Here is an 18088-nt window from a genome sequence, read left to right on the forward strand (position 1 = left end):
CCCCGCGTGGTCGAGGCGGCCCTGCCGTACCTCACCGAACACTTCGGCAACCCCTCCAGCACCCACCACTACGGACGCCGGCCGCGCGAGGCCGTCGCCCGCGCCCGCCAGCAGGTCGCGGCGCTCATCGGCGCCAGGCCGGAGGAGATCGTCTTCACCAGCGGCGGCTCCGAATCCGACACCCTGGCCATCCGCGGCATCAAGGCCGACCACGTCATCACTCAGCCCACCGAACACCCGGCGATCCTGGAGGCCTGCCAAGGCCTCGACACCACCCTGCTGCCCTCGACCAGCTCGGCCGTGTCGACCCGGCCGACCTCGACGCGACGCCCACCGGCCGGACGACGCTGGTGTTGATCGCCCACGCCAACAGCGAGACCGGCACCATCCAGCCCATCACCGAGCTGGCCGCGACCGCGCACCGCCACGGCGCGCTCTTCTACACCGACGCCGCCCAGACCGTCGGGAAGATCCCCGTCGACGTCCAAGACCTCGGCGTCGACCTGCTGACCGTGGTCGGCCACAAGATGTACGCCCCCAAGGGCATCGGCGCCCTCTACATCCGCACCGGCATCCCGCTCCGCCCGGTCATCTTCGGCGGCGGGCAAGAACGCGGCCTGCGGTCCGGCACCGAGAACGTCGCCTTCATCGTCGCCCTCGGCGCCGCCGCCCAACTCGCCCAGGAGGATCTCGTCGCGACAGCCGTACGGCTGGCTCACCTGCGCGACCTCCTCCACCACGAGCTCGACGCGGCGTTGCCGGGCCGGGTCCACCTCAACGGCGACCCGGACCACCGGCTGCCGGGCACGCTCAACGTCAGCATCTCCAGCGTCGACTCCCGCGCGCTGCTGGCCGCGATCCCCGATCTGGCCGCTTCCACCGGCTCGGCCTGCCACGACGGGCCATCGCCGGTGCTGGCCGCGATGGGGCTGTCCGCACGGTCGGCGGTACGGCTCTCGCTCGGCCGCTCCACCAGCGAGGAGGAGGTCAAGCAGGCAGCACGTCTGCTCGCCGATCAGGTCCTGGCCACTCCCAGCATGTGTAAGGAGTAGGGCGTCCTGGTTTCGGGAAACAGGAACCTGTCCAGCTTGTCGACGGTGAATGCGGCTACAAGGTACGCGAGGACGGCCAGGCCGCTATCAGGGTTCACAGGCCGAACTTAATCGACTATCGTCGATTGTCGATGGATGAGAAGCCGCTGGCCCGGGCCGAAGCCGAGGAGTACGCGAGCTGGTTCAAGGCGCTCGCCGACGCCACCCGTATTCAGATCGTGTCCCTGCTGGCCAGAGCCCGAAGGCCGATGACCGTCGGGGAGATCGTGACCGCCTCCGGCGTGGGCCAGTCGACCGTGTCGCACCACCTGAAGATCCTGGCCGAGGCGCGGTTCGTCCTGCTGGACAGGCAGGGCACCTCGAGCCTGTACCGGATCAACGAGAACTGCGTGAGCTGCTTCCCCACCGCCGCCGACGTGGTGATGGGCAAGCCCGTACCCGACCCTCCGGTCTGTGACTAAGAAGGAAGCCCGCGATGGCACATGACGAGGTCGTCGACCGCTACTCCGGACTCGCCCGCGCCGCCCTGTCGGGCGAGAAGATCGTCGACTGCGACCCCGGCGAGTTCGACCAGGGCTGCTTCGGCGCCGCCGCCTATGACGACACCACCGGCCTCCCGCAAGGTGCCCTGAACGCCAGCCTGGGCTGCGGCAACCCCGTAGCCGTCGCCGAACTGCGCGAAGGGGAGACCGTGCTGGACCTCGGCTCGGGCGGCGGCATCGACGTGCTGCTGTCCGCGCGCAGGGTCGGCCCGTACGGCAAGGCCTACGGGATCGACGCCAGCCAGGACATGATCGACCTCGCCCGGCGCCACGCAGAAGGCGTGCCCAACGTGGAGTTCCTGCACGGCACCATCGAACACATCCCCCTCGACGACCAGGCCGTGAACGTCGTGATCTCCAACTGCGTGGTCAACCTGTCCGACGACAAGCCCGCCGTGCTGGCCGAGGCATTCAGAGTGCTGCGCCCGGGCGGCAGGCTCGGCATCAGCGACGTAGTCACCGTCTCTCCCCTTGATCCGGTACAGCGAGCCGCCGCCGAGCAGCGGGTGGGATGCGTGGCTGGGTCGCTTGAGGTCGAGGAGTACCGGGAGTTGCTGCACCGCACCGGATTCATCGGCGGGAAAATCACCCTCACCGCGGATCACGGCGACGGAGTCCACTCGGCCATCGTCCAGGCCGCCAAGCCCGCCATCGGCCCCGGCCTGGAGATCCGCCCCATGCGCGATGCGGACGCCGATCAGGTGCTGGCCATCTACCAGGCAGGACTCGACACCGGCCAGGCCAGCTTCGAGACCGTGGCACCGAGCTGGGAGGGCTTCGCCGCGAGCAGGATCCTGCGCTACGTGGCCGTCGACACCGAAACCGATCAGGTGGTCGGCTGGGTCGCTGCCACCCGGGTCTCCTCCCGACCCGTCTACAGCGGCGTGGTCGAGCACAGCGTGTACGTCCACCCCGGCTGCCAGGCGCACGGCATCGGGCGCGCCCTCATGACCGCCTTCATCGGCGCAGCCGAGGACGCCGGGATCTGGACCATCCAGTCGGGCGTCTTCCCGGAGAATGCCGCCAGCCTCTCGCTCCATCAGGCGCTCGGCTTCCGTATCGTCGGCACCCGCGAACGCATCGGACAGCACCACGGCACCTGGCGTGACGTCCTGCTCATCGAACGCCGCAGTTAAGAGTTCACCAAGGCGTCACCCTGCGGATATTCATCGATGCCAATATCGACGCCCATGGAAGTGACGCTGCTGGACTGCTGTGCGCCCCTGGCGCGTGAACCACTGACGGAGGAGAAGGCGACAAACCTCGCCCGAACCTTCAAGGCGCTGGGGGACCCGATCCGGCTGCGCATCATGTCGATCGTGGCCAGCCACGAAGGCGGCGAAGCCTGCGTGTGCGACCTGACCGCAAGCTTCTCCCTGGCTCAGCCGACGATCTCCCATCACCTCAAGGTGCTCAAGGACGTCGGCCTGCTCACCAGCGAGCGGCGCGCCTCCTGGGTGTACTACCGCATCGTGCCCGAGCGACTCGCCGAGCTGTCGGCCCTGCTCACCGCCCCCGAGCAGGTGGCAAGGTGAGGCGCCGTCTGCTGGCCGAGTTCCTCGGCACCGCGCTACTGGTGACGGTCGTGGTGGGCTCGGGCATCATGGCGCAGACGCTGTCGCCCAACGACGTGGGCCTGCAGCTGCTGCAGAACTCCACTGCCACCGTGTTCGGCCTCGGCGTGCTCATCCTCGTGCTCGGCCCGGTCTCCGGCGCCCACTTCAACCCGGTGGTGTCGCTGGCCGACTGGTGGGAGGGACGCCGCGGCGGCCACGGCCTCACCGCGGGCGAACTCGGCGGCTACATCATCGCCCAGGTGCTGGGCGGCATCATCGGCGCGATCCTGGCCAACCTGATGTTCGCCAAGCCCGCGATCACCTGGTCCACCACCGAGCGCTCCAGCCCACACTTGTGGCTGGGCGAGGTGGTCGCCACCGCGGGCCTGGTCCTGGTGATCTTCTGTCTGGTCCGGTCGAGCCGTACGGCTGCCGCCCCCGCCGCCGTGGGCGCCTACATCGGCGCCGCGTACTGGTTCACCTCCTCCACCAGCTTCGCCAACCCCGTGGTCACCATCGGGCGTGCGTTCAGCGACACCTTCGCCGGCATCGCGCCCGCCTCGGTGCCCGGCTTCGTGGCCGCCCAGCTGGTCGGCGGCGTCATCGGCATGCTGCTGGTGCACGGCCTGTTCGGCAACCCGCGAGCGGAGACACCGGAACCCGTGGTGCCGCGCTCGACCTCTTGACGCCGCGCCATTGGCTCAATAATTATTGAGTCAATGGACGCTGACTCGTTGGAAGCACGCGCCCGGGTGCACGCGGCACTCGGCGACCCCGGCCGCCTGGCCATCGTCGACCGGCTCCTGCTCGGCGACGCCTCCCCCGGCGACCTCGGGCGCGAGCTCGGCCTGCCCACCAACCTGCTGGCCCACCACGTCAAGCTCCTCCAAGAAGCCGGCATCGTCGAACGGCACCGCTCCGAGGGCGACCGCCGCCGCACCTACCTGCACCTGATCCCGGGATCGCTGGCAAGTCTCACACCGCTCCTGGCCGTGCCCGCACCTCGCATCGTGTTCGTCTGCACGCACAACTCCGCGCGCTCACAACTGGCCGCCGCCCTGTGGCGTCGAGCCAGTACGGTGCCCGTCACCTCGGCGGGCACGCATCCCGCCCCTCACGTCCACACCCGCGCCATCAGCATCGCTCGACGGCACGGCCTGGACCTCGGCAAAGCCGCTACCCGCCACATCGACCAGACGCTGCGGCCAGACGACCTGGTCGTGACCGTCTGCGACACCGCCCACGAGGAGCTCACCGAGGTCGAGCGCCTCCACTGGTCCGTCCCCGACCCGGTCCGCACCGGGACCGACGACGACTTCGAGCGGGCCTACGCCGACCTCGCCGCCCGTGTCCACCGCCTCGCGCCCGCCGTACACCCCCCGCAGGAGTGAGCCATGTCCCACACCTATCCACACCCAGACCTGTCCGTCGACCAGCAGCACGCCCTGTTCACCGCCGCCCGCCGCCTGGCCGACGAATTCACCGGCGTCTTCGGCGCCGAGACCATCCAACGCTTCCTGCACACCAGCTACGACCAGTTCGCCGTCCACGGCACGATCCCCAACTACCTGCCGCTACTGGCCGAGCGCTTCGCCCGCCAGCGCCTGCACGCCCTGGCCCGCGTCGAAGGCCGGCACGACGGCCGGCCCGTCGTACTGTTCCTGTGCGTGCACAACGCCGGACGCTCCCAGATGGCACTCGGCTTCTTCCAGCACCTGGCCGGCGAGCGCGCGGTGGCCTGGTCAGGCGGCTCGGAATTCGCCGCCGAGATCAACCCGGCCGCCGTGGCCGCCATGGCCGAACGCGGCATCGACATCTCCCGCGAGTACCCCAAACCCTGGACCGAGGAGATCGTCCGCGCCGCCGACGTCGTGATCACCATGGGCTGCGGCGATGCCTGCCCGATCTACCCCGGCAAACGCTACGAGGACTGGGAGCTCGACGACCCCGCGGGCCAGGCGGTGGACGGCGTTCGCCCCATCCGCGATGAGATCGAACGCCGCGTCCGCAACCTCCTCGAACAGCTCAGCATCCCGACCGCATGAAAGGAACCCGCTCTTGAGCGACCGCCCCAGCGTCCTGTTCGTCTGCGTCCACAACGCCGGACGCTCCCAGATGGCCGCCGGATGGCTCACCCATCTCGCCGGAGACCGCATCGAAGTCCGCTCCGCCGGATCCGCGCCGGCCGACCAGATCAATCCGGTCGCCGTGGAGGCCATGCGCGAGGTCGGCATCGACGTCACCACCGAGCAGCCCAAGCTCCTCACCGTTGACGCCGTGGAGGCGTCGGACGTGGTCATCACCATGGGCTGCGGCGACGCTTGCCCCATCTTCCCCGGCAAACGCTACGAGGACTGGAAACTCGACGACCCCGCCGGCCAATCCCTGCCCGCCGTCCGCCCCATCCGCGACGAGATCCGAACACGCGTGGAGGAGCTGATCGCCGAGCTGACATGACGTGGTTCTGTCAGCTCTACCTGCCATGCTGGCCGGGTGCTCGTAACTCCTCTGCCGGGCGCGGATCGAAGGAACGTCCGCCAAGCACTTCGTGAGGCATATGCGCTCGCGGTCAGCGGGCGCGCTGCTGGTGGTACCACCTACGACCAGTGCGTCCACTACTTGCAGTGGTCCATGGAAGCTGTGACGCTTCTACGCAACCAAGTCAGTGCGGAAGATCTTGACCGCCTCGTGATGACGAGGCGGTACTGGTCCTTGCAGCAGGGGATCGCTTCTGCGGATCTGACTAAGGAGCGAGGGGCGTCCCTCGCAGCCCTGGTCGATCTTGAACTTGAGGAGCGCGAAGCCGATCTCAAGGGCGCGCTCGACGCTTTCGAACAACAGGTGCATCGCTGGTCGCGTGCAGGCCGCTTCGTTGTCGCGGACACCAGCTTCTACATCCAGCATCCGCAGAAGCTCGAAGAGCTGAACCTCGGTTCTGTCGTGAAGGTGTGGGGGGACGAGCCGGTTCATCTCCTGTTTCCCATGGTCGTCATCGACGAACTCGACAACCTGAAGCAGCAGGGCAAGAACCATACGCGTTGGCGCGCGCAGTACACCCTGGCGGTCATCGACCGACTGCTCAACTCCCCCAACGACATCGGTGTGCTGCGCGAGCGAGACGCGCACGCTACCGATGATGAGGGCAGGCAGATCAGCCCGGTCACCGTCGAGGTCGTCTTCGATCCTCCATCTCATCGTCGCCTGCCGATCAACGACGATGAGATCGTGGACAGGGCCGTAGCCATCGAGGCCCTGGCTGGTCGGCAGATCACGCTGATCACGTACGACACCGGCCAGGCCACACGCGCTCGCCAGGCCGGACTCAACGTCGTCAAGCTGCAGCAGAAGCTCGAACCGAACGAACCACCGCGCACCTAGCCGCTACTCGATCACGAGGTTGGCTCGGGTCAGGCCGGTCGGGGCCAGCCAGGTGCCGACGAGGTTGGCGGCGATCAGCGTACGGTTCTCCGGATCCCACAGCAGGATCGACCTGGCCTGGATCAGGGCCATCAAGGCGGTCGTCGATGCCGGGCTGGGTGAGATCGTGTGGCGCTGGTCGTCCTCGGTGACGATCATGAGCTCGAAGCGGCCGTCGTCACCGTCCTCTCCGGCTACCCAGTTCGCGTTGACTACCTTGACGGGGCGGGTCTGGTCACTGGCTCCTGGCATGGCGCAACATCCTCACGGTGGTGACGACGAGCCGGACGGCCGCCAGCAGGGTTTCCGATTCGACCCGGTCGGGGGTTTCAGCCGGGGTCTGGTAGCCCGGGATGCCCATGCCGATGCCGATGGCGGCCAGTCCGGCTGCGGCGTAGCGGCGGTTGTCGGAGGCGACCGGTGCGCCGCGCAGCGGCACGCCGACCTGCTTTCCAGCCTGATCGAGTACGGCGAGCAGCGCGTGGGCCGGTCCGCCGGCTTCCACTGAGGCCGTGGGGCCGAGCTTGGCGGCGCCGTCAACGTTGATCACGACAGTGTCGGCGGGCACGTGGGATGCGTGGTGGGCGGAGCCGAGCGCGCCGGCTTCCTCGGCGTCCAGCAGAGCGACGCTGACGCCGAGCAGGCGAGCCGCCTCCAGGACGACGGCCACGCCGGAAGCGTTGTCGGCAGCTCCAGGTAGCTGGATCTCTGGATCGTCCCCGACGCCGTCATAGTGCGCGGTCAACAAGATGCCAGCGTCGGGGAAGCTGCCATGGAGGTTGCGCCCGGTCGCCTCGACAGTCCGCATCGGTACCGAGGCTGTGACCGTTCTGCCCGCGAGCTCCGCGTGCAGGTCCGAGCGAGCGCTCAGGATGGGGATCCGCCTGGGTGAGGGGCCGGTGATCATCTTGGGCATCCAGCCGTCCGCATCGGTGCCTCGGGGAAGGATCACCCCAGCGGTCTGCTCGGCCTCCGCCCTGTCGAGGATGCTGACCGAGGTTGCGAGCACCCACCGATTCCGCAGGGACGGGGCGTCCTCCTGGGCCCCGAGGGCGGTGCGGGGCTCGGCCAGCTCGCCGGATGCGACGTGTTCGGCGAAGTCCCGGCGGTGCTCCAGCGGGCGTCCGATGTGCATGATCGGGGTCTCGTACACCTCCCGGACACCGGCTGCGCGGAAGTGGTCCTCCCGGACGTCGGCTCCGAGCCCGCGTAGCTGGTCGGCGAGCCAGTCCCCGGCCAGCCGCGCGCCCGGGGTGCCGACCCGCCGACCGGCGAACTCGTCCGATGCGAGGGCGTCGATCGTGGCCCGCATCCGGTCGAGGGAGATCTTTGTCTCCAGGGTGGTCATCCGCAGCACCGGCTGGCGCCGGCGGCGACCTCGGCTTCGGTGGGCACGGGGCCACAGCACTCGGCCGCCGCCTCTGCCGTGGTCCCGCAACAGACCACCTCGCCGGTGGGCTCTGTCGCTGCCTCTGCAGCCGGTGCGCCGCAGCAGCCGCTCGCGTTGGGCGGGTTGAAGGCCTCGGTCGGGTCGCTGACGAATCCTCCGGTGGTCATGCGTCCTCCTGGATTAGATGGATGTCTAAGCAGGATGGCACCTTGATTAGAGAATCGTCAATATAGAAGTTCATCTAATTAGCGAGTTGCTTGACCATGTCTCGAGCCGTACGGCCGGCGCCGATAAGGGTGGCGGAGGCAGGGCCGGTCCAGTCGCCATAGCCGAGCAGGTGGAGGCGGGGTTCGCCGAGTGCGCGGGTGCCGTCGGTGGGGATGAGGCCGTCGCGGGTGCGGAGTTTCAGCGGCGCGAGGTGACTCAGGGCGGGGCGGAAGCCGGTGCACCAGATGATGGTGTCGCACTCCAGGGTGCTGCCGTCCTTCCACGTCACGCCGGTGGGAGTGAGGCGGGCGAACATGGGTTCGGCCTTGAGGACGCCGCGGTCGCGGGCCTCGCGCACGGGTGGGACGGCGACGATGTCGCCCAGGTCGCTGATGCCTGCACCGCCCTGGGTGCGGCGGGCGGCAAGCGCGAACAGGGCCCGGCCGTCCACGTCGTCCGGCAGCAGCCGGGGCGGGCGCAGGGTGACCCAGGTGGTGGTGGCGACCAGGGAGAGTTCGGCGAGGATCTGGGCGGCGGAGTTGCCGCCGCCGACGATGACGACCCGCTGACCGGCGTACGGCTCGGGCCCGCGATAGTCGGCGGCGTGCAGCTGGCGTCCGGCGAAGGTGCCCGGGTAGTGCGGGATGAAGGGGCGACGCCAGGTGCCGGTGGCGCTGATGACGGTGCTGGCCTGCCGGGTGCCGGTGTCGGTCTCGACCACCAGGCCGTCTGGTGCTCGCCGTACGGCGTGCACAGTCGTGGACCGGATCACCGGGAGGTCGTAGCGGCGTTCGTAGTCGGTGAGGTAGGCGACCGTGTCGGTGGCGGTGGGGTAGCCGCCGTCGGCGGGAATGGGCATCATCCGGCCGGGCAGCGAGCTGTACTGGGCGGGCGAGAACAGGCGCAGCGATGGCCAGGCGTGCTGCCAGGCGCCGCCGGGCTGGTCCTGGGCGTCCAGGATGGTGAAGTCGAGGCCGGCGCGGCGCAGGTAGTACCCGGCTGCCAGGCCTGCCTGGCCGGCGCCGATGACGACGATGCTCAAACGGTGGCGAGCGGGGTGAACAGCTCTCCCAGCCGGGCCACGGTTTCGGGGATGATGCGGTAGTAGACCCAGGTGCCGCGGCGTTCGCCGTCGATGAGGCCGGCCGTACGGAGCACCTTGAGGTGGTGGGAGATCGTGGGGGCGGTCAGGTCGAAGGCATCGGTCAGGTCGCAGACGCAGGCCTCGCCGCCCGCGTGGGAGCCGATCATCGACAGCAGGCGCAGCCTGACCGGGTCAGCGACGGCCTTCAGCAGAGTGGCCAGTTCGGCGGCGTCTTGTTCGCCGATGGGTTCGCGGGCGATAGGGGCGCAGCACACGACGGGGAGAGAGGTGGTGGTCACGACGGCGCCTCCTGGTTCGACATCTGTCGAAATGATACGCGGTGGTAGGCGACCAGTGCGAATGCGGCGATCACGCTGGCGATGGCGACCGCGGTCATGACCCAGGTGTAGCCGATGGCCCGGGCCAGGGCGACGGCGCCGAGGGGTGCGAGGGCCTTGTCGGCGACGGAGAAGACGGCGATACGGCCGGAGATGGAGGCGTAGGCGGCGGTGCCGTACTGCTTGACCAGCAGTTGCGGCAGCGTGATGGAGGCGATCCCGAAGCCGAGCCCGAACCCCAGGACGCAGGCGATCGCGCCCGGGACGGTCCTGCCTGCGAGCGGTAGCAGCAGGACGGCGACGCCTTGGAGCGCGAAGATCGTGGCGGCGATGAGCGCGACGGGCAGGCGGGTCTGCAGGCCGGTGGTGACCAGGCGTCCAGTGACGGACAGGACGCCGAGCAGCCCGGCGAGCGTGGCGGCCAGGACCGGTGCGTGGCCGAGGTGGATGAGGTAAGTGACGAGCAGGACCGCCATGACCGACACGGCGCCGCCGTTTGCGGTGAAGGCGATCACCAGCAGCCAGAACGGCCGGCGGCGGACGGCCTCCTTGACGATCTCGGCGCGGTCCTCGGTGACCTTGCGGGCAGTCGAGGTGCGGCGCACGACGAGCCCATGCAGCGGGATCGCGGTTACGGCGTAGATCAGGGCGAGCGCGACCAGGGCCAGGCGCCAGCCGTAGGTGGCCACCAGCAGGCCGGTCAGTGGGATGAAGATGGACGAGGCGAACCCGGCGACGATGGTGACCGCCAGGAGCGCGTTGCCGCGGGCCTTGCTGTCGAACCAGGAGAGGACGACGGCGAAGGCGGCCTCGTACAGGACCATCGAGCAGGCGATGCCGATGGCGGCGAAGACGGCGTAGAGCTGGAGCAGGTTGTGCACTTGTGACCAGGCCAGGACCGCGACGGCGCCGAGCATCGAACCCGCGGTCATGAGGCCGCGTCCGCCGTGAGTGTCCAGCCGGCGTCCGACCAGCGGGGCGCACAGGGCCGCGATGAGGACGGACAGGGTGAGAGCGGTGGCGATCTGGGTGTGGGAGGCGCGCAGGTCGCGGGCCATGGGGGTGAGGAAGACGGAGAAGGCGTAGTAGAGCACGCCGTATCCGATGGTTTGGGTGATGGCCAGCGCGGCAACGATCCGCCAGCCGTGCCGGGAACGCGGGTGACCGTCGCCTCTGGTGTCAGGGGCGGCGGTCCCAGCGGTCGAGCTCACGCCGGCTCGCCGGTACAGCCGACGAGCGTCCGGCCTTGAGCGGTGGTTGCCCACATGCCGTTGGTCTCGTTGATGAAGCCCTGGGACTCCAGGCGCCAGGCCAGCATTCCTGCCATGCGGGCGATCGCCTTCGCATAGCCGGGATTGCTACTGGTACGGCGGGCCGCGACCAGATACCGGCTGAGGTTCTGGCTGTCGATGGCGGGGTGGTCGCAGATGATCTGCAGCGCCTCGCGTTGAGCGGCGGTGGGGTAACCATCTGACATGTCGATCTCCCTGGTCAGCCGCAGCAGCTGCCGCCGCCCTCGGTGACGGACACCAGCGGAAGCGAGGTGGACAGCAGGCCGCCGCTGATACCGGTGGCCAGGCCGACGCGCTGTTCCTGGGCTTCAGCCAGGTTCGAGGAGCAGACGCCGGTCTCGGGGAGGTCGAGCTGGACGTCGCGGGCGGCTTCCCAGTCCCCGGCCAGGGCGGCGACGACCGAGCGGATCTGCTCGTAGCCGGTGGCCATGAGGAAGGTGGGGGCGCGGCCGTAGCTCTTGACGCCAACGGCGTAGTAGCCGGGCTCGGGGTGTGCCAGCTCGTCCACGCCGTGGGGCGGGACGGTGCCGCAGGAGTGCTGGTTGGGGTCGATCAGTGGAGCCAGCGCTCGGGTCGAGCCCAGGATCGGGTCCAGGTCCAGGCGCAGCTCGCTCGCGATCGAGTGGTCGGGACGGTAGCCGGTGGCGGCGACGATCCGGTCGGCCGTGACCCGCTGCTCGTGACCGGACGGATCGCGGCTGATCACGGTGCCGTCGGGGGTGACGGTGTGGGCGTAGAAGCCGGTCAGCAGCCGGATGCGGCCGGATTCGACGAGGGCGTGCAGGCGGGTGCCGAGCGCGCCGCGTGCGGGGAGCGCGTCCGCTTCGCCGCCGCCGTAGGTACGGGTGGCGCTTCCTGCCCGGATCGCCCACGTGATGGGGGTGTTCTCCAGCTGGGCCAGGCCGAGCAGGGTGGTAGCCGCAGAGTGACCGGCGCCGACGACCAGAACGTGCTTGCCCTCGTACCGTTCGCGGTCGGCGCCGAGCACGTCGGGTAGGGCGTGGTCGACTTCGACGAGGTCTTCGCCGTGGGCGGGCAGGCCGCTGGCGCCCAGCACGTTGGGGCTGGTGTAGGTGCCGGAGGCGTCGATGATCGCGCGGGCCTGTAGCTCTTCACCAGTGTCGAGACGGACGAGGAAGGGCACGCTCTCGCGACCGTTGGTGCGGACCCGGTCGTAGCCGAGGCGGCTGATGGCGGTGACGCCGGCGCCAAGCCGTAGGCGGTCGTCGAACGCCTTGCCGAGCGGGGCCAGGTAGTTCTCGATGAGCTCTTCGCCGGTCGGCAGCCACTCGCCATCGGGCGCCTCCCACCCGGTGGCGGCCAGCACGCGGCGGGCGGCGGCGTCGATGTTGTACTTCCACGGGCTGAAGACGCGGACGTGCCCCCACTGCGCGACCGCGGCGGCGACCCGGGTTCCGGCTTCGAGGACCAGGAAGTCAATGCCGCGTTCGGCCAGGTGCGCCGCGGCAGCCAGCCCGACGGGGCCCGCGCCGATCACCACGACCGGAAGGGCGCTGGAGTCGCCGCTCAGGGAGACCTGCTCAAGCTCAAGGGATGTGGTGGTGCTGCAGCATCCGTCGCTCATGACGGCGCCTCCTGTTTAGAAGCTTGTCGAAGTAGTAGGCAGCATGCACCCCTGATTAGAGGATTGTCAAATCAGCATGATGGGCAACAGGACTGCAGCGCGGCTCGCAGATCGGTCAGCGCCTGGTCGATGCCCTGCGGGTTGACCCGGTAGTAGACGGTCTTCCACTCCCGGCGGGCCAGCAGCACACCGCTGTCGCGCAGGGTCGCCAGGTGGGTCGAGGTCGCCGACTGGGCCAGCCCGAGGCGCTCGGCGACCTGGTTCACCGTCAACTCCATCTCGCCGCTGAACAGGAACATGATCTGTTGGCGGGTCTCGCTGGCCAGCGCCTTGAGAAGGCCCCGCGCCGCTTCGGTCAACTCCATGACCGCATCCTATCTCATATTGTCATTTCGCGATTTGACGATACGATATGGCGACATGGACACGATCGTCATCGGCGGCGGCCAGTCCGGCCTCACCGCCGCCCGCGCCCTCAAGACCGCAGGACTCGACCCCATCGTGCTGGAAGCAGGCGACCAGCCCACCGGCTCCTGGTCCCGCTACTACGACAGCCTCACCCTCTTCTCCCCTGCCCGCTACAGCGCCATCCCCGGCCACCCGTTCCCCGGCGATCCCGACGGATATCCGCATCGTGACGAGGTCGTCGACTACCTGCAGCGCTTCGCCGACAGCCTCGACATCGAGATCCGCACCAACACCCGCGTCACCCGGGTCGAGCCGGGGTTCGTCGTGCACACCGCCGACGGCCAGCAAATCCCCGCCGCGGGAGTCGTAGCCGCCACCGGCTCCTTCGGCAACCCCTACGTGCCCGACCTACCCGGGCACTTCACCGGCCGCAAGCTGCACGTCGCCGACTACCGCAACCCCAAGCAGCACCAGGGCGAACGCGTCGTCGTCGTCGGCGCGGGCAACTCCGCCGTCCAGGTCGGCTACGAACTCGCCGAGGTGGCCACCGTGACCCTGGCCACCCGCTACCCGGTCCAACTCGTGCCGCAGATGATCGGTGGCAAGGACATCCACTACTGGCACACCACCACCGGCTTCGACACCCTCCCACCCGCCTGGCCGGCCCGCATCGCCCAGCACACCCTCGTCCTGGACACCGGCGACTACGCCGCTGCCCTGCAAGACGGCCGGATGGATCGCCGCGAGATGTTCACCGCCTTCGACGACGACGCGATCATCTGGTCCGACGGCACGCGGGAGAAGGTCGACACCGTCATCTTCGCCACCGGCTACCGGCCCGACCTCGGCTACCTGGCCCCGCTCGGCCCCGTCGAGCACGTCGGCGGCATCTCCACCTCACACCCCGGCCTGGCACACGTCGGGCTGGAGTTCCAGCGCTCCTTCGCCTCCAACACCTTGCGCGGCGTCACCGCCGACGCCGACCACATCGCCGCACCACTGGCTGCCTGGGCTGGCGGCGCGCTCGCTGCTTACGGGCTCTAGGACCGCAGGACCGTCGGAAGTCCCTGGGCGGTCAGTGCCATGCGGAACAGGCTCGCGGCCACCCCGATGATGAGCGGCCACGCCAAGTGAGAGCTCAGCGCGAAGGCCACCATGAGTCCGTCCAGGACCATCGTGCCGACCGACGCCCCCACAATCGCCCTGCGCGCTCGGCGGTAGGCGCGCTTCTCGCGGATCGTCAGGAGCAGAGTGGCCACCACGGCCAGCAGCACGGCGCCGTACAGGACGCGGCCTCCCAGGGGCGGCGCCCAGGTCCACACCCGGGAGCCGATCAGTACCGAACCCCAGACCAGCCCGACGAGCGGCCCGATCGTCACCAGCAAGAGCGCGGTCTTACGTGAGGGCGAGTCGCGGATGAAGGCGGCGGTGATGGTGTCGGCGTCGCCGAACTCGGCGATAGCCGTGCGAGCCGCCTGATCGGGATTCCCGGTTCTGGCCAGGTGAATCGCGTAGGTCTCCTCGAGGCCGTCGGCGAGTTCGTCGACCGCGGGGGCGGGCAGCCGCTCGGCCAGGATCGTCAGCTGATCGGCGATCAGCTGGTGGCCGGCCATGGTCCCAGTGCCGCGCTGACGGCGCTCGCGAAGTCGCGCCATCCGGCTCGCTCGCTGTTCAGTGCCTCGCGGCCGCGTGCGGTCAGTTCATAGGTACGGCGGCGCCGCCCGTCGACCACCGACCAGCTCCCGGCGATCAGCCCGGCCCGCTCCAATCGGTGCAACGCCGGGTACACAGTGCCGGTGGGCAGGTCGATGCGGCCCTGGGTGGAGTCCCGCAGGGCCTCCTTCACGGCGTAACCGTGGCGCGGGCCATCCTCAAGCGCGGCCAGCAGCAGCCCGTCCAGGTGGCCTTTGAGCGTTTCCGCCCTCATAGGTAGTAACGCTACATCGGGGCTTCCTGGCGGGCAATCGCCGGAGTAGCGTTGCTATATATAGCGTTGCTACCTATGGAGGTGGCATGGACCTCCTCGGCCTGCCCATCCCATCCACCGGGCCACTCTTCCTGACCGCGCTTGCCATCCACATCACCACCGGCCTGACCTGCGTCATCTGCGGCGCGTTGGCTGCCCTGTCTCGCAAGGGTTCGCGGCGACATCGTGCCGCCGGACGGGTCTATGTCTGGGCGATGTGCGCGGTCTTCGCGAGCCTGACCACGATGGCGGTCATCCGCTGGCCGTACGACATCCACCTACTCGTGATCGGTGCCGTCGCACTAGCCGCTGCCCTGGCCGGGTACCTGAACCGGCACCGCAGCCGCCGTGTGCACGGCGCCGGGATGGGCGCCTCCTACATCGCGCTGCTGACCGGCTTCTACGTCGACAACGGGCCGAACCTGCCCGGTTGGGACCTGCTCCCCACCTGGGCCTTCTGGGTCTTGCCCAGCCTGATCGGCATCCCCATCCTGCTGCGGGCTCTCCAGCGGACGAAGGTGACCTCATGATCATCAACTTGCGGGACGCGGCAGACCTGGACCGGGCCGTGATCGGGACCAAGGCGGCCAACCTGGCGCTGCTCGCCGCGGACGGCTTCGCCGTACCGGACGGATTCGTCATTCCCGCCGACGAGAGGATCGGAGAGCTCGCCAGGGTGACCGGCACCTTCGCGGTGCGGTCGTCGGCCGTGTCGGAGGACCTGGCCGAGGCGTCCTACGCCGGTCTGTACGAGACGTACCTGAACGTACCGGCCGACGAGTTGATAGACGCCGTACGGCGGTGCCGCGCCTCCGCCGCAGCCGAGCGAGTGGCCGCCTACGGAGCCTCCAGCGGCGTTGCCGTGTTGGTGCAGCGCATGGTCGACGCCGAGGCGGCTGGGGTGGCGTTCACCGCCAACCCGGTCACCGGCGCGCGTGACGAAGTAGTGATCACTGCGGTTCGTGGGCTGGGCGAGGCCCTGGTGTCCGGCCGAGTGGTCGGCGCGGAGTGGATCGTGCGCGGCGGCCAGGCCTCAGGGCATGAGGTGCTGACTCCTGAGCACGCCATGGCAGTCGCCGAGCTGGCGCTGAGGGTGCGAGAGCAGTTCGGCGACGAGCAGGACATCGAGTGGGCGATCGAGGACGGACAGCTCTACCTGCTGCAAGCCCGGCCGATGACCGCCCTGCCCGAGCCGGTCGCATGGCAGCCGCCGGGACCCGGGCTGTGGGTGCGGAACTTCCGGATCGGCGAATGGCTGCCCGACCCGGTCACCCCGCTGTTCGCCGAGTGGCTGCTCGAACTGCTCGACCAGGGCTTCCGCGAGGGGATACGCGAAACCACGGGCAGCGAGGCGCACTTCCCCTATGCCATCGTCAACGGCTGGTACTACACCCGCCCCATCCCGTCACTGAAGCACCTGCCCAACCTGACCTTCATGGTCAACGCACTGATCCGGACGGGACGAGACCCGGCCGGTGCCGACCGTGCCCTGCTCGGCGACATGTACCAACGCTGGCACGACGAGCTGTTGCCCGCCTACCGCGCTGCGTCTGGAGTCGATGAGATCGGCCGGATGGCCGGACGGCACCTGTGGTACCTGGCCGTGGTCGGCGGCGCCGCCTGGAAGATGGAGGCCTGCCTGGCCCGCTTCATGCGCCGTCACCATCTCGGTGATCCCGCACCTCTGCTGCGCGGCCTGCCGCACACCGACCTCAGCCTCGCACCGCACGCCGTCTACAGCCTCGACTGGTACCACCCCACCGCCACCACCCAGCCCGCCCCGCCACCCCGGCAGAACCTCGTCGACGAACGGCTCGCAGCCGAACGCGCCTGCCTCGACAGGCTCAAGCCCGGCCTGCGCCCTCGCTTCACCGCGATGCTGCGCACAGCGCAGCGCTATGCGGTGATCCGCGAAGAGCAGGCCGGCCTCCTCACCCTCGGTTGGCCCCGCCTCCGCGCAGCGATCCTGGCGATCGGCCGGCGCCTGACCGATGACGACCTCCTCGAGACGCCTGCGGATGTGTTCTTCCTGACCCAGGAGGAACTGTCCACCGGCGGACCCGCGGGCAAACGCCGACGAGTCTGGGAACGGCAGCGCCGCCTGGTCGCCCCGCTGTCCCTCGGCTCCCCGCCGCCCCTCATCGGCCGCCACCTCGCCCGGACGCTCGGTGTGGCTCGCCGTACCGGGTCCGAACTGTACGGCCAGCCCGCCAGCGCCGGACGCGCAACCGGACCGGCCCGCATCGTGCTCGACCCCGGCGATTTCGCCAAGGTCAAGCCCGGAGACGTGCTCGTCGCCCGCACCACCGCACCCGCCTGGACACCACTCTTCAGCCGGGTCGTCGCCGTGATCACCGACGGCGGATCGGCCGCCGCGCACGCCTCGCTGATCGCCCGCGAGTACGGCATCCCCGCCGTCGTCGCCACCGGCGACGCCACAGTACGGCTGCGCGACGGGCAGCCCGTAGCCGTGGACGGCTCGCAGGGCGTTGTCCAGACCGGGCTTGCATCCGGTACCGAGGTACAGGCTTAACGTCGAAGCATGGACCTCCAACCTTGGGTACCGCCGCAGGCGTGCACGCTGCCGACCGAGGAGCAGCCGCTGCGAGTTGCCGAGTTCGATGCCTTGTTCTCGCAGGCCGTCCTGTCAGTGACCCGGCCGCGGCCGGAACTGCTGCGGCTGGGCCTGACCCGCGATCCCGAGACCGCGGCGCGATCGGCCGAGCTGGCGACCAGGGAGAACCAGTGCTGCTCCTTCTTCACCTTCACGCTGACCATCTCTGACGAGCTGACCCTGGACGTGGCCGTACCCTCCGAGCACGTCCCGGTGCTGGACGCGCTGGCCGCCCGCGCGGAGGCATCCGCATGACCGTGTTGCGCAGCAGCCAGCTCGCCCAGGCAGCGGGGGTGAACCCGCAGACCTTGCGCTACTACGAACGGCGCGGCCTGCTGCCAAAACCGGACCGGACGCTCGGCGGCCATCGCCAGTACCCGGCCGAGACCGTGACGCTGCTGCGAGCGATCAAAGCCGCGCAAAGGCTGGGCTTCAGCCTGGACGAGGTGGCCGATCTGCTGGGTCACCATCATGGCAACCTCCAGGAGCAGGCCAGGGTCAAGCTGGCGGAGGTCGAGGAAAGAATCATCGACCTGCAGGCCACCGCGGGCACGCTACGGACAGCGATCCACGCCGGATGTGACGATCTGGTCGCGTGCGCAAAGGAACCACGCTGCCCGCTGCCGCTCAGCTGACG

26 protein-coding genes are annotated in these 18088 nt (G+C 69.4%); 15 read left to right on the forward strand and 11 right to left on the reverse strand.

What is annotated here, in order from left to right; genetic code table 11:
• Window positions 1-6: 6 nt before the first annotated feature.
• From KIK09_RS05620 to KIK09_RS05665, 10 genes are all read left to right on the forward strand, one after another.
• Window positions 7-357 carry an aminotransferase class V-fold PLP-dependent enzyme gene (locus KIK09_RS05620; RefSeq protein ID WP_214317524.1) on the forward strand — a complete coding sequence of 117 codons (351 nt, stop codon included), beginning with the start codon at window positions 7-9 and terminating at the stop codon, window positions 355-357.
• The gene (locus KIK09_RS05625; protein ID WP_250572762.1) at window positions 255-1052 is read left to right on the forward strand and encodes a cysteine desulfurase family protein; all 798 of its coding nucleotides are present in this window, start codon (window positions 255-257) and stop codon (window positions 1050-1052) included. The genes KIK09_RS05620 and KIK09_RS05625 overlap by 103 nt, the downstream gene beginning before the upstream one ends.
• A gap of 131 nt (window positions 1053-1183) precedes the next feature.
• Window positions 1184-1513 carry an ArsR/SmtB family transcription factor gene (locus tag KIK09_RS05630; protein ID WP_214317526.1) on the forward strand — a complete coding sequence of 110 codons (330 nt, stop codon included), beginning with the start codon at window positions 1184-1186 and terminating at the stop codon, window positions 1511-1513.
• 14 nt (window positions 1514-1527) lie between these two features.
• Window positions 1528-2730 carry a GNAT family N-acetyltransferase gene (locus tag KIK09_RS05635; protein ID WP_214317527.1) on the forward strand — a complete coding sequence of 401 codons (1203 nt, stop codon included), beginning with the start codon at window positions 1528-1530 and terminating at the stop codon, window positions 2728-2730.
• Window positions 2731-2784: 54 nt separating this feature from the next.
• The gene (locus KIK09_RS05640) at window positions 2785-3129 is read left to right on the forward strand and encodes an ArsR/SmtB family transcription factor (RefSeq protein WP_214317528.1); all 345 of its coding nucleotides are present in this window, start codon (window positions 2785-2787) and stop codon (window positions 3127-3129) included.
• A complete protein-coding gene (locus KIK09_RS05645; protein WP_214317529.1) occupies window positions 3126-3836 on the forward strand; it encodes an aquaporin in 711 nt (236 codons plus the stop codon). Before KIK09_RS05640 ends, KIK09_RS05645 begins: the two co-directional genes overlap by 4 nt.
• A gap of 33 nt (window positions 3837-3869) precedes the next feature.
• A complete protein-coding gene (locus tag KIK09_RS05650) occupies window positions 3870-4541 on the forward strand; it encodes an arsenate reductase/protein-tyrosine-phosphatase family protein (RefSeq protein WP_214317530.1) in 672 nt (223 codons plus the stop codon).
• Between the two features lie 3 nt (window positions 4542-4544).
• A complete protein-coding gene (locus tag KIK09_RS57415; RefSeq protein WP_214317531.1) occupies window positions 4545-5195 on the forward strand; it encodes an arsenate reductase ArsC in 651 nt (216 codons plus the stop codon).
• Between the two features lie 13 nt (window positions 5196-5208).
• Window positions 5209-5607, forward strand: coding sequence for an arsenate reductase ArsC (locus tag KIK09_RS05660; protein WP_275955995.1), 399 nt, complete (start codon window positions 5209-5211; stop codon window positions 5605-5607).
• 174 nt (window positions 5608-5781) lie between these two features.
• Window positions 5782-6528, forward strand: a complete 747-nt coding sequence (locus tag KIK09_RS05665) for a PIN domain-containing protein (RefSeq protein ID WP_214317533.1) — start codon at window positions 5782-5784, stop codon at window positions 6526-6528.
• Between the two features lie 3 nt (window positions 6529-6531).
• Here the strand turns inward: KIK09_RS05665 and KIK09_RS05670 are convergent, their stop codons facing one another.
• The 9 genes from KIK09_RS05670 to KIK09_RS05710 form a co-directional block, all read right to left on the reverse strand.
• Window positions 6532-6819, reverse strand: coding sequence for a hypothetical protein (locus KIK09_RS05670; protein ID WP_214317534.1), 288 nt, complete (start codon window positions 6817-6819; stop codon window positions 6532-6534).
• On the reverse strand, window positions 6803-7915 hold the full coding sequence (locus KIK09_RS05675; protein WP_214317535.1) for a M28 family metallopeptidase: 1113 nt from the start codon (window positions 7913-7915) through the stop codon (window positions 6803-6805). The genes KIK09_RS05670 and KIK09_RS05675 overlap by 17 nt, the downstream gene beginning before the upstream one ends.
• Entirely contained in the window at window positions 7912-8124 is a 213-nt protein-coding gene (locus KIK09_RS05680) for a hypothetical protein (RefSeq protein ID WP_214317536.1), read from the reverse strand. The genes KIK09_RS05675 and KIK09_RS05680 overlap by 4 nt, the downstream gene beginning before the upstream one ends.
• Before the next feature lie 74 nt (window positions 8125-8198).
• Complete coding sequence (locus tag KIK09_RS05685; protein ID WP_214317537.1) at window positions 8199-9206, reverse strand: ArsO family NAD(P)H-dependent flavin-containing monooxygenase; 1008 nt, start codon at window positions 9204-9206, stop codon at window positions 8199-8201.
• Window positions 9203-9523: a metalloregulator ArsR/SmtB family transcription factor gene (locus tag KIK09_RS05690; protein ID WP_443678874.1), complete on the reverse strand. Its 321-nt coding sequence runs from the start codon at window positions 9521-9523 to the stop codon at window positions 9203-9205. Before KIK09_RS05690 ends, KIK09_RS05685 begins: the two co-directional genes overlap by 4 nt.
• A gap of 20 nt (window positions 9524-9543) precedes the next feature.
• Entirely contained in the window at window positions 9544-10797 is a 1254-nt protein-coding gene (locus tag KIK09_RS05695) for an MFS transporter (RefSeq protein ID WP_214317538.1), read from the reverse strand.
• On the reverse strand, window positions 10794-11063 hold the full coding sequence (locus KIK09_RS05700; protein WP_214317539.1) for a hypothetical protein: 270 nt from the start codon (window positions 11061-11063) through the stop codon (window positions 10794-10796). Before KIK09_RS05700 ends, KIK09_RS05695 begins: the two co-directional genes overlap by 4 nt.
• A 14-nt stretch (window positions 11064-11077) precedes the next feature.
• On the reverse strand, window positions 11078-12463 hold the full coding sequence (locus KIK09_RS05705; RefSeq protein ID WP_214317540.1) for an FAD-dependent oxidoreductase: 1386 nt from the start codon (window positions 12461-12463) through the stop codon (window positions 11078-11080).
• Between the two features lie 71 nt (window positions 12464-12534).
• A complete protein-coding gene (locus KIK09_RS05710; RefSeq protein WP_214317541.1) occupies window positions 12535-12828 on the reverse strand; it encodes an ArsR/SmtB family transcription factor in 294 nt (97 codons plus the stop codon).
• A gap of 55 nt (window positions 12829-12883) precedes the next feature.
• On the opposite strand from KIK09_RS05710, the gene KIK09_RS05715 reads away from it, so the two are divergent.
• A complete protein-coding gene (locus tag KIK09_RS05715) occupies window positions 12884-13915 on the forward strand; it encodes a flavin-containing monooxygenase (protein ID WP_214317542.1) in 1032 nt (343 codons plus the stop codon).
• Here KIK09_RS05715 and KIK09_RS05720 read toward each other — a convergent pair.
• Complete coding sequence (locus KIK09_RS05720) at window positions 13912-14484, reverse strand: hypothetical protein (RefSeq protein WP_214317543.1); 573 nt, start codon at window positions 14482-14484, stop codon at window positions 13912-13914. The genes KIK09_RS05715 and KIK09_RS05720 overlap by 4 nt on opposite strands.
• Window positions 14466-14798, reverse strand: a complete 333-nt coding sequence (locus KIK09_RS05725) for a PadR family transcriptional regulator (RefSeq protein WP_214317544.1) — start codon at window positions 14796-14798, stop codon at window positions 14466-14468. The genes KIK09_RS05720 and KIK09_RS05725 overlap by 19 nt, the downstream gene beginning before the upstream one ends.
• Window positions 14799-14884: 86 nt before the next feature.
• Between KIK09_RS05725 and KIK09_RS05730 the strand changes: the two genes are divergently transcribed.
• The 4 genes from KIK09_RS05730 to KIK09_RS05745 are packed head-to-tail and all read left to right on the forward strand — an operon-like array spanning window position 14885 to window position 18086.
• Complete coding sequence (locus KIK09_RS05730) at window positions 14885-15367, forward strand: DUF2306 domain-containing protein (protein ID WP_214317545.1); 483 nt, start codon at window positions 14885-14887, stop codon at window positions 15365-15367.
• On the forward strand, window positions 15364-17370 hold the full coding sequence (locus KIK09_RS05735; protein ID WP_214317546.1) for a PEP/pyruvate-binding domain-containing protein: 2007 nt from the start codon (window positions 15364-15366) through the stop codon (window positions 17368-17370). The genes KIK09_RS05730 and KIK09_RS05735 overlap by 4 nt, the downstream gene beginning before the upstream one ends.
• Window positions 17371-17379: 9 nt before the next feature.
• The gene (locus tag KIK09_RS05740; protein WP_214317547.1) at window positions 17380-17706 is read left to right on the forward strand and encodes a hypothetical protein; all 327 of its coding nucleotides are present in this window, start codon (window positions 17380-17382) and stop codon (window positions 17704-17706) included.
• Window positions 17703-18086: a MerR family transcriptional regulator gene (locus KIK09_RS05745; RefSeq protein WP_214317548.1), complete on the forward strand. Its 384-nt coding sequence runs from the start codon at window positions 17703-17705 to the stop codon at window positions 18084-18086. The genes KIK09_RS05740 and KIK09_RS05745 overlap by 4 nt, the downstream gene beginning before the upstream one ends.
• Window positions 18087-18088: the final 2 nt, after the last annotated feature.

This window comes from Nonomuraea sediminis (assembly GCF_018531495.1).
GTDB classification, from domain to species: domain Bacteria; phylum Actinomycetota; class Actinomycetes; order Streptosporangiales; family Streptosporangiaceae; genus Nonomuraea; species Nonomuraea sediminis.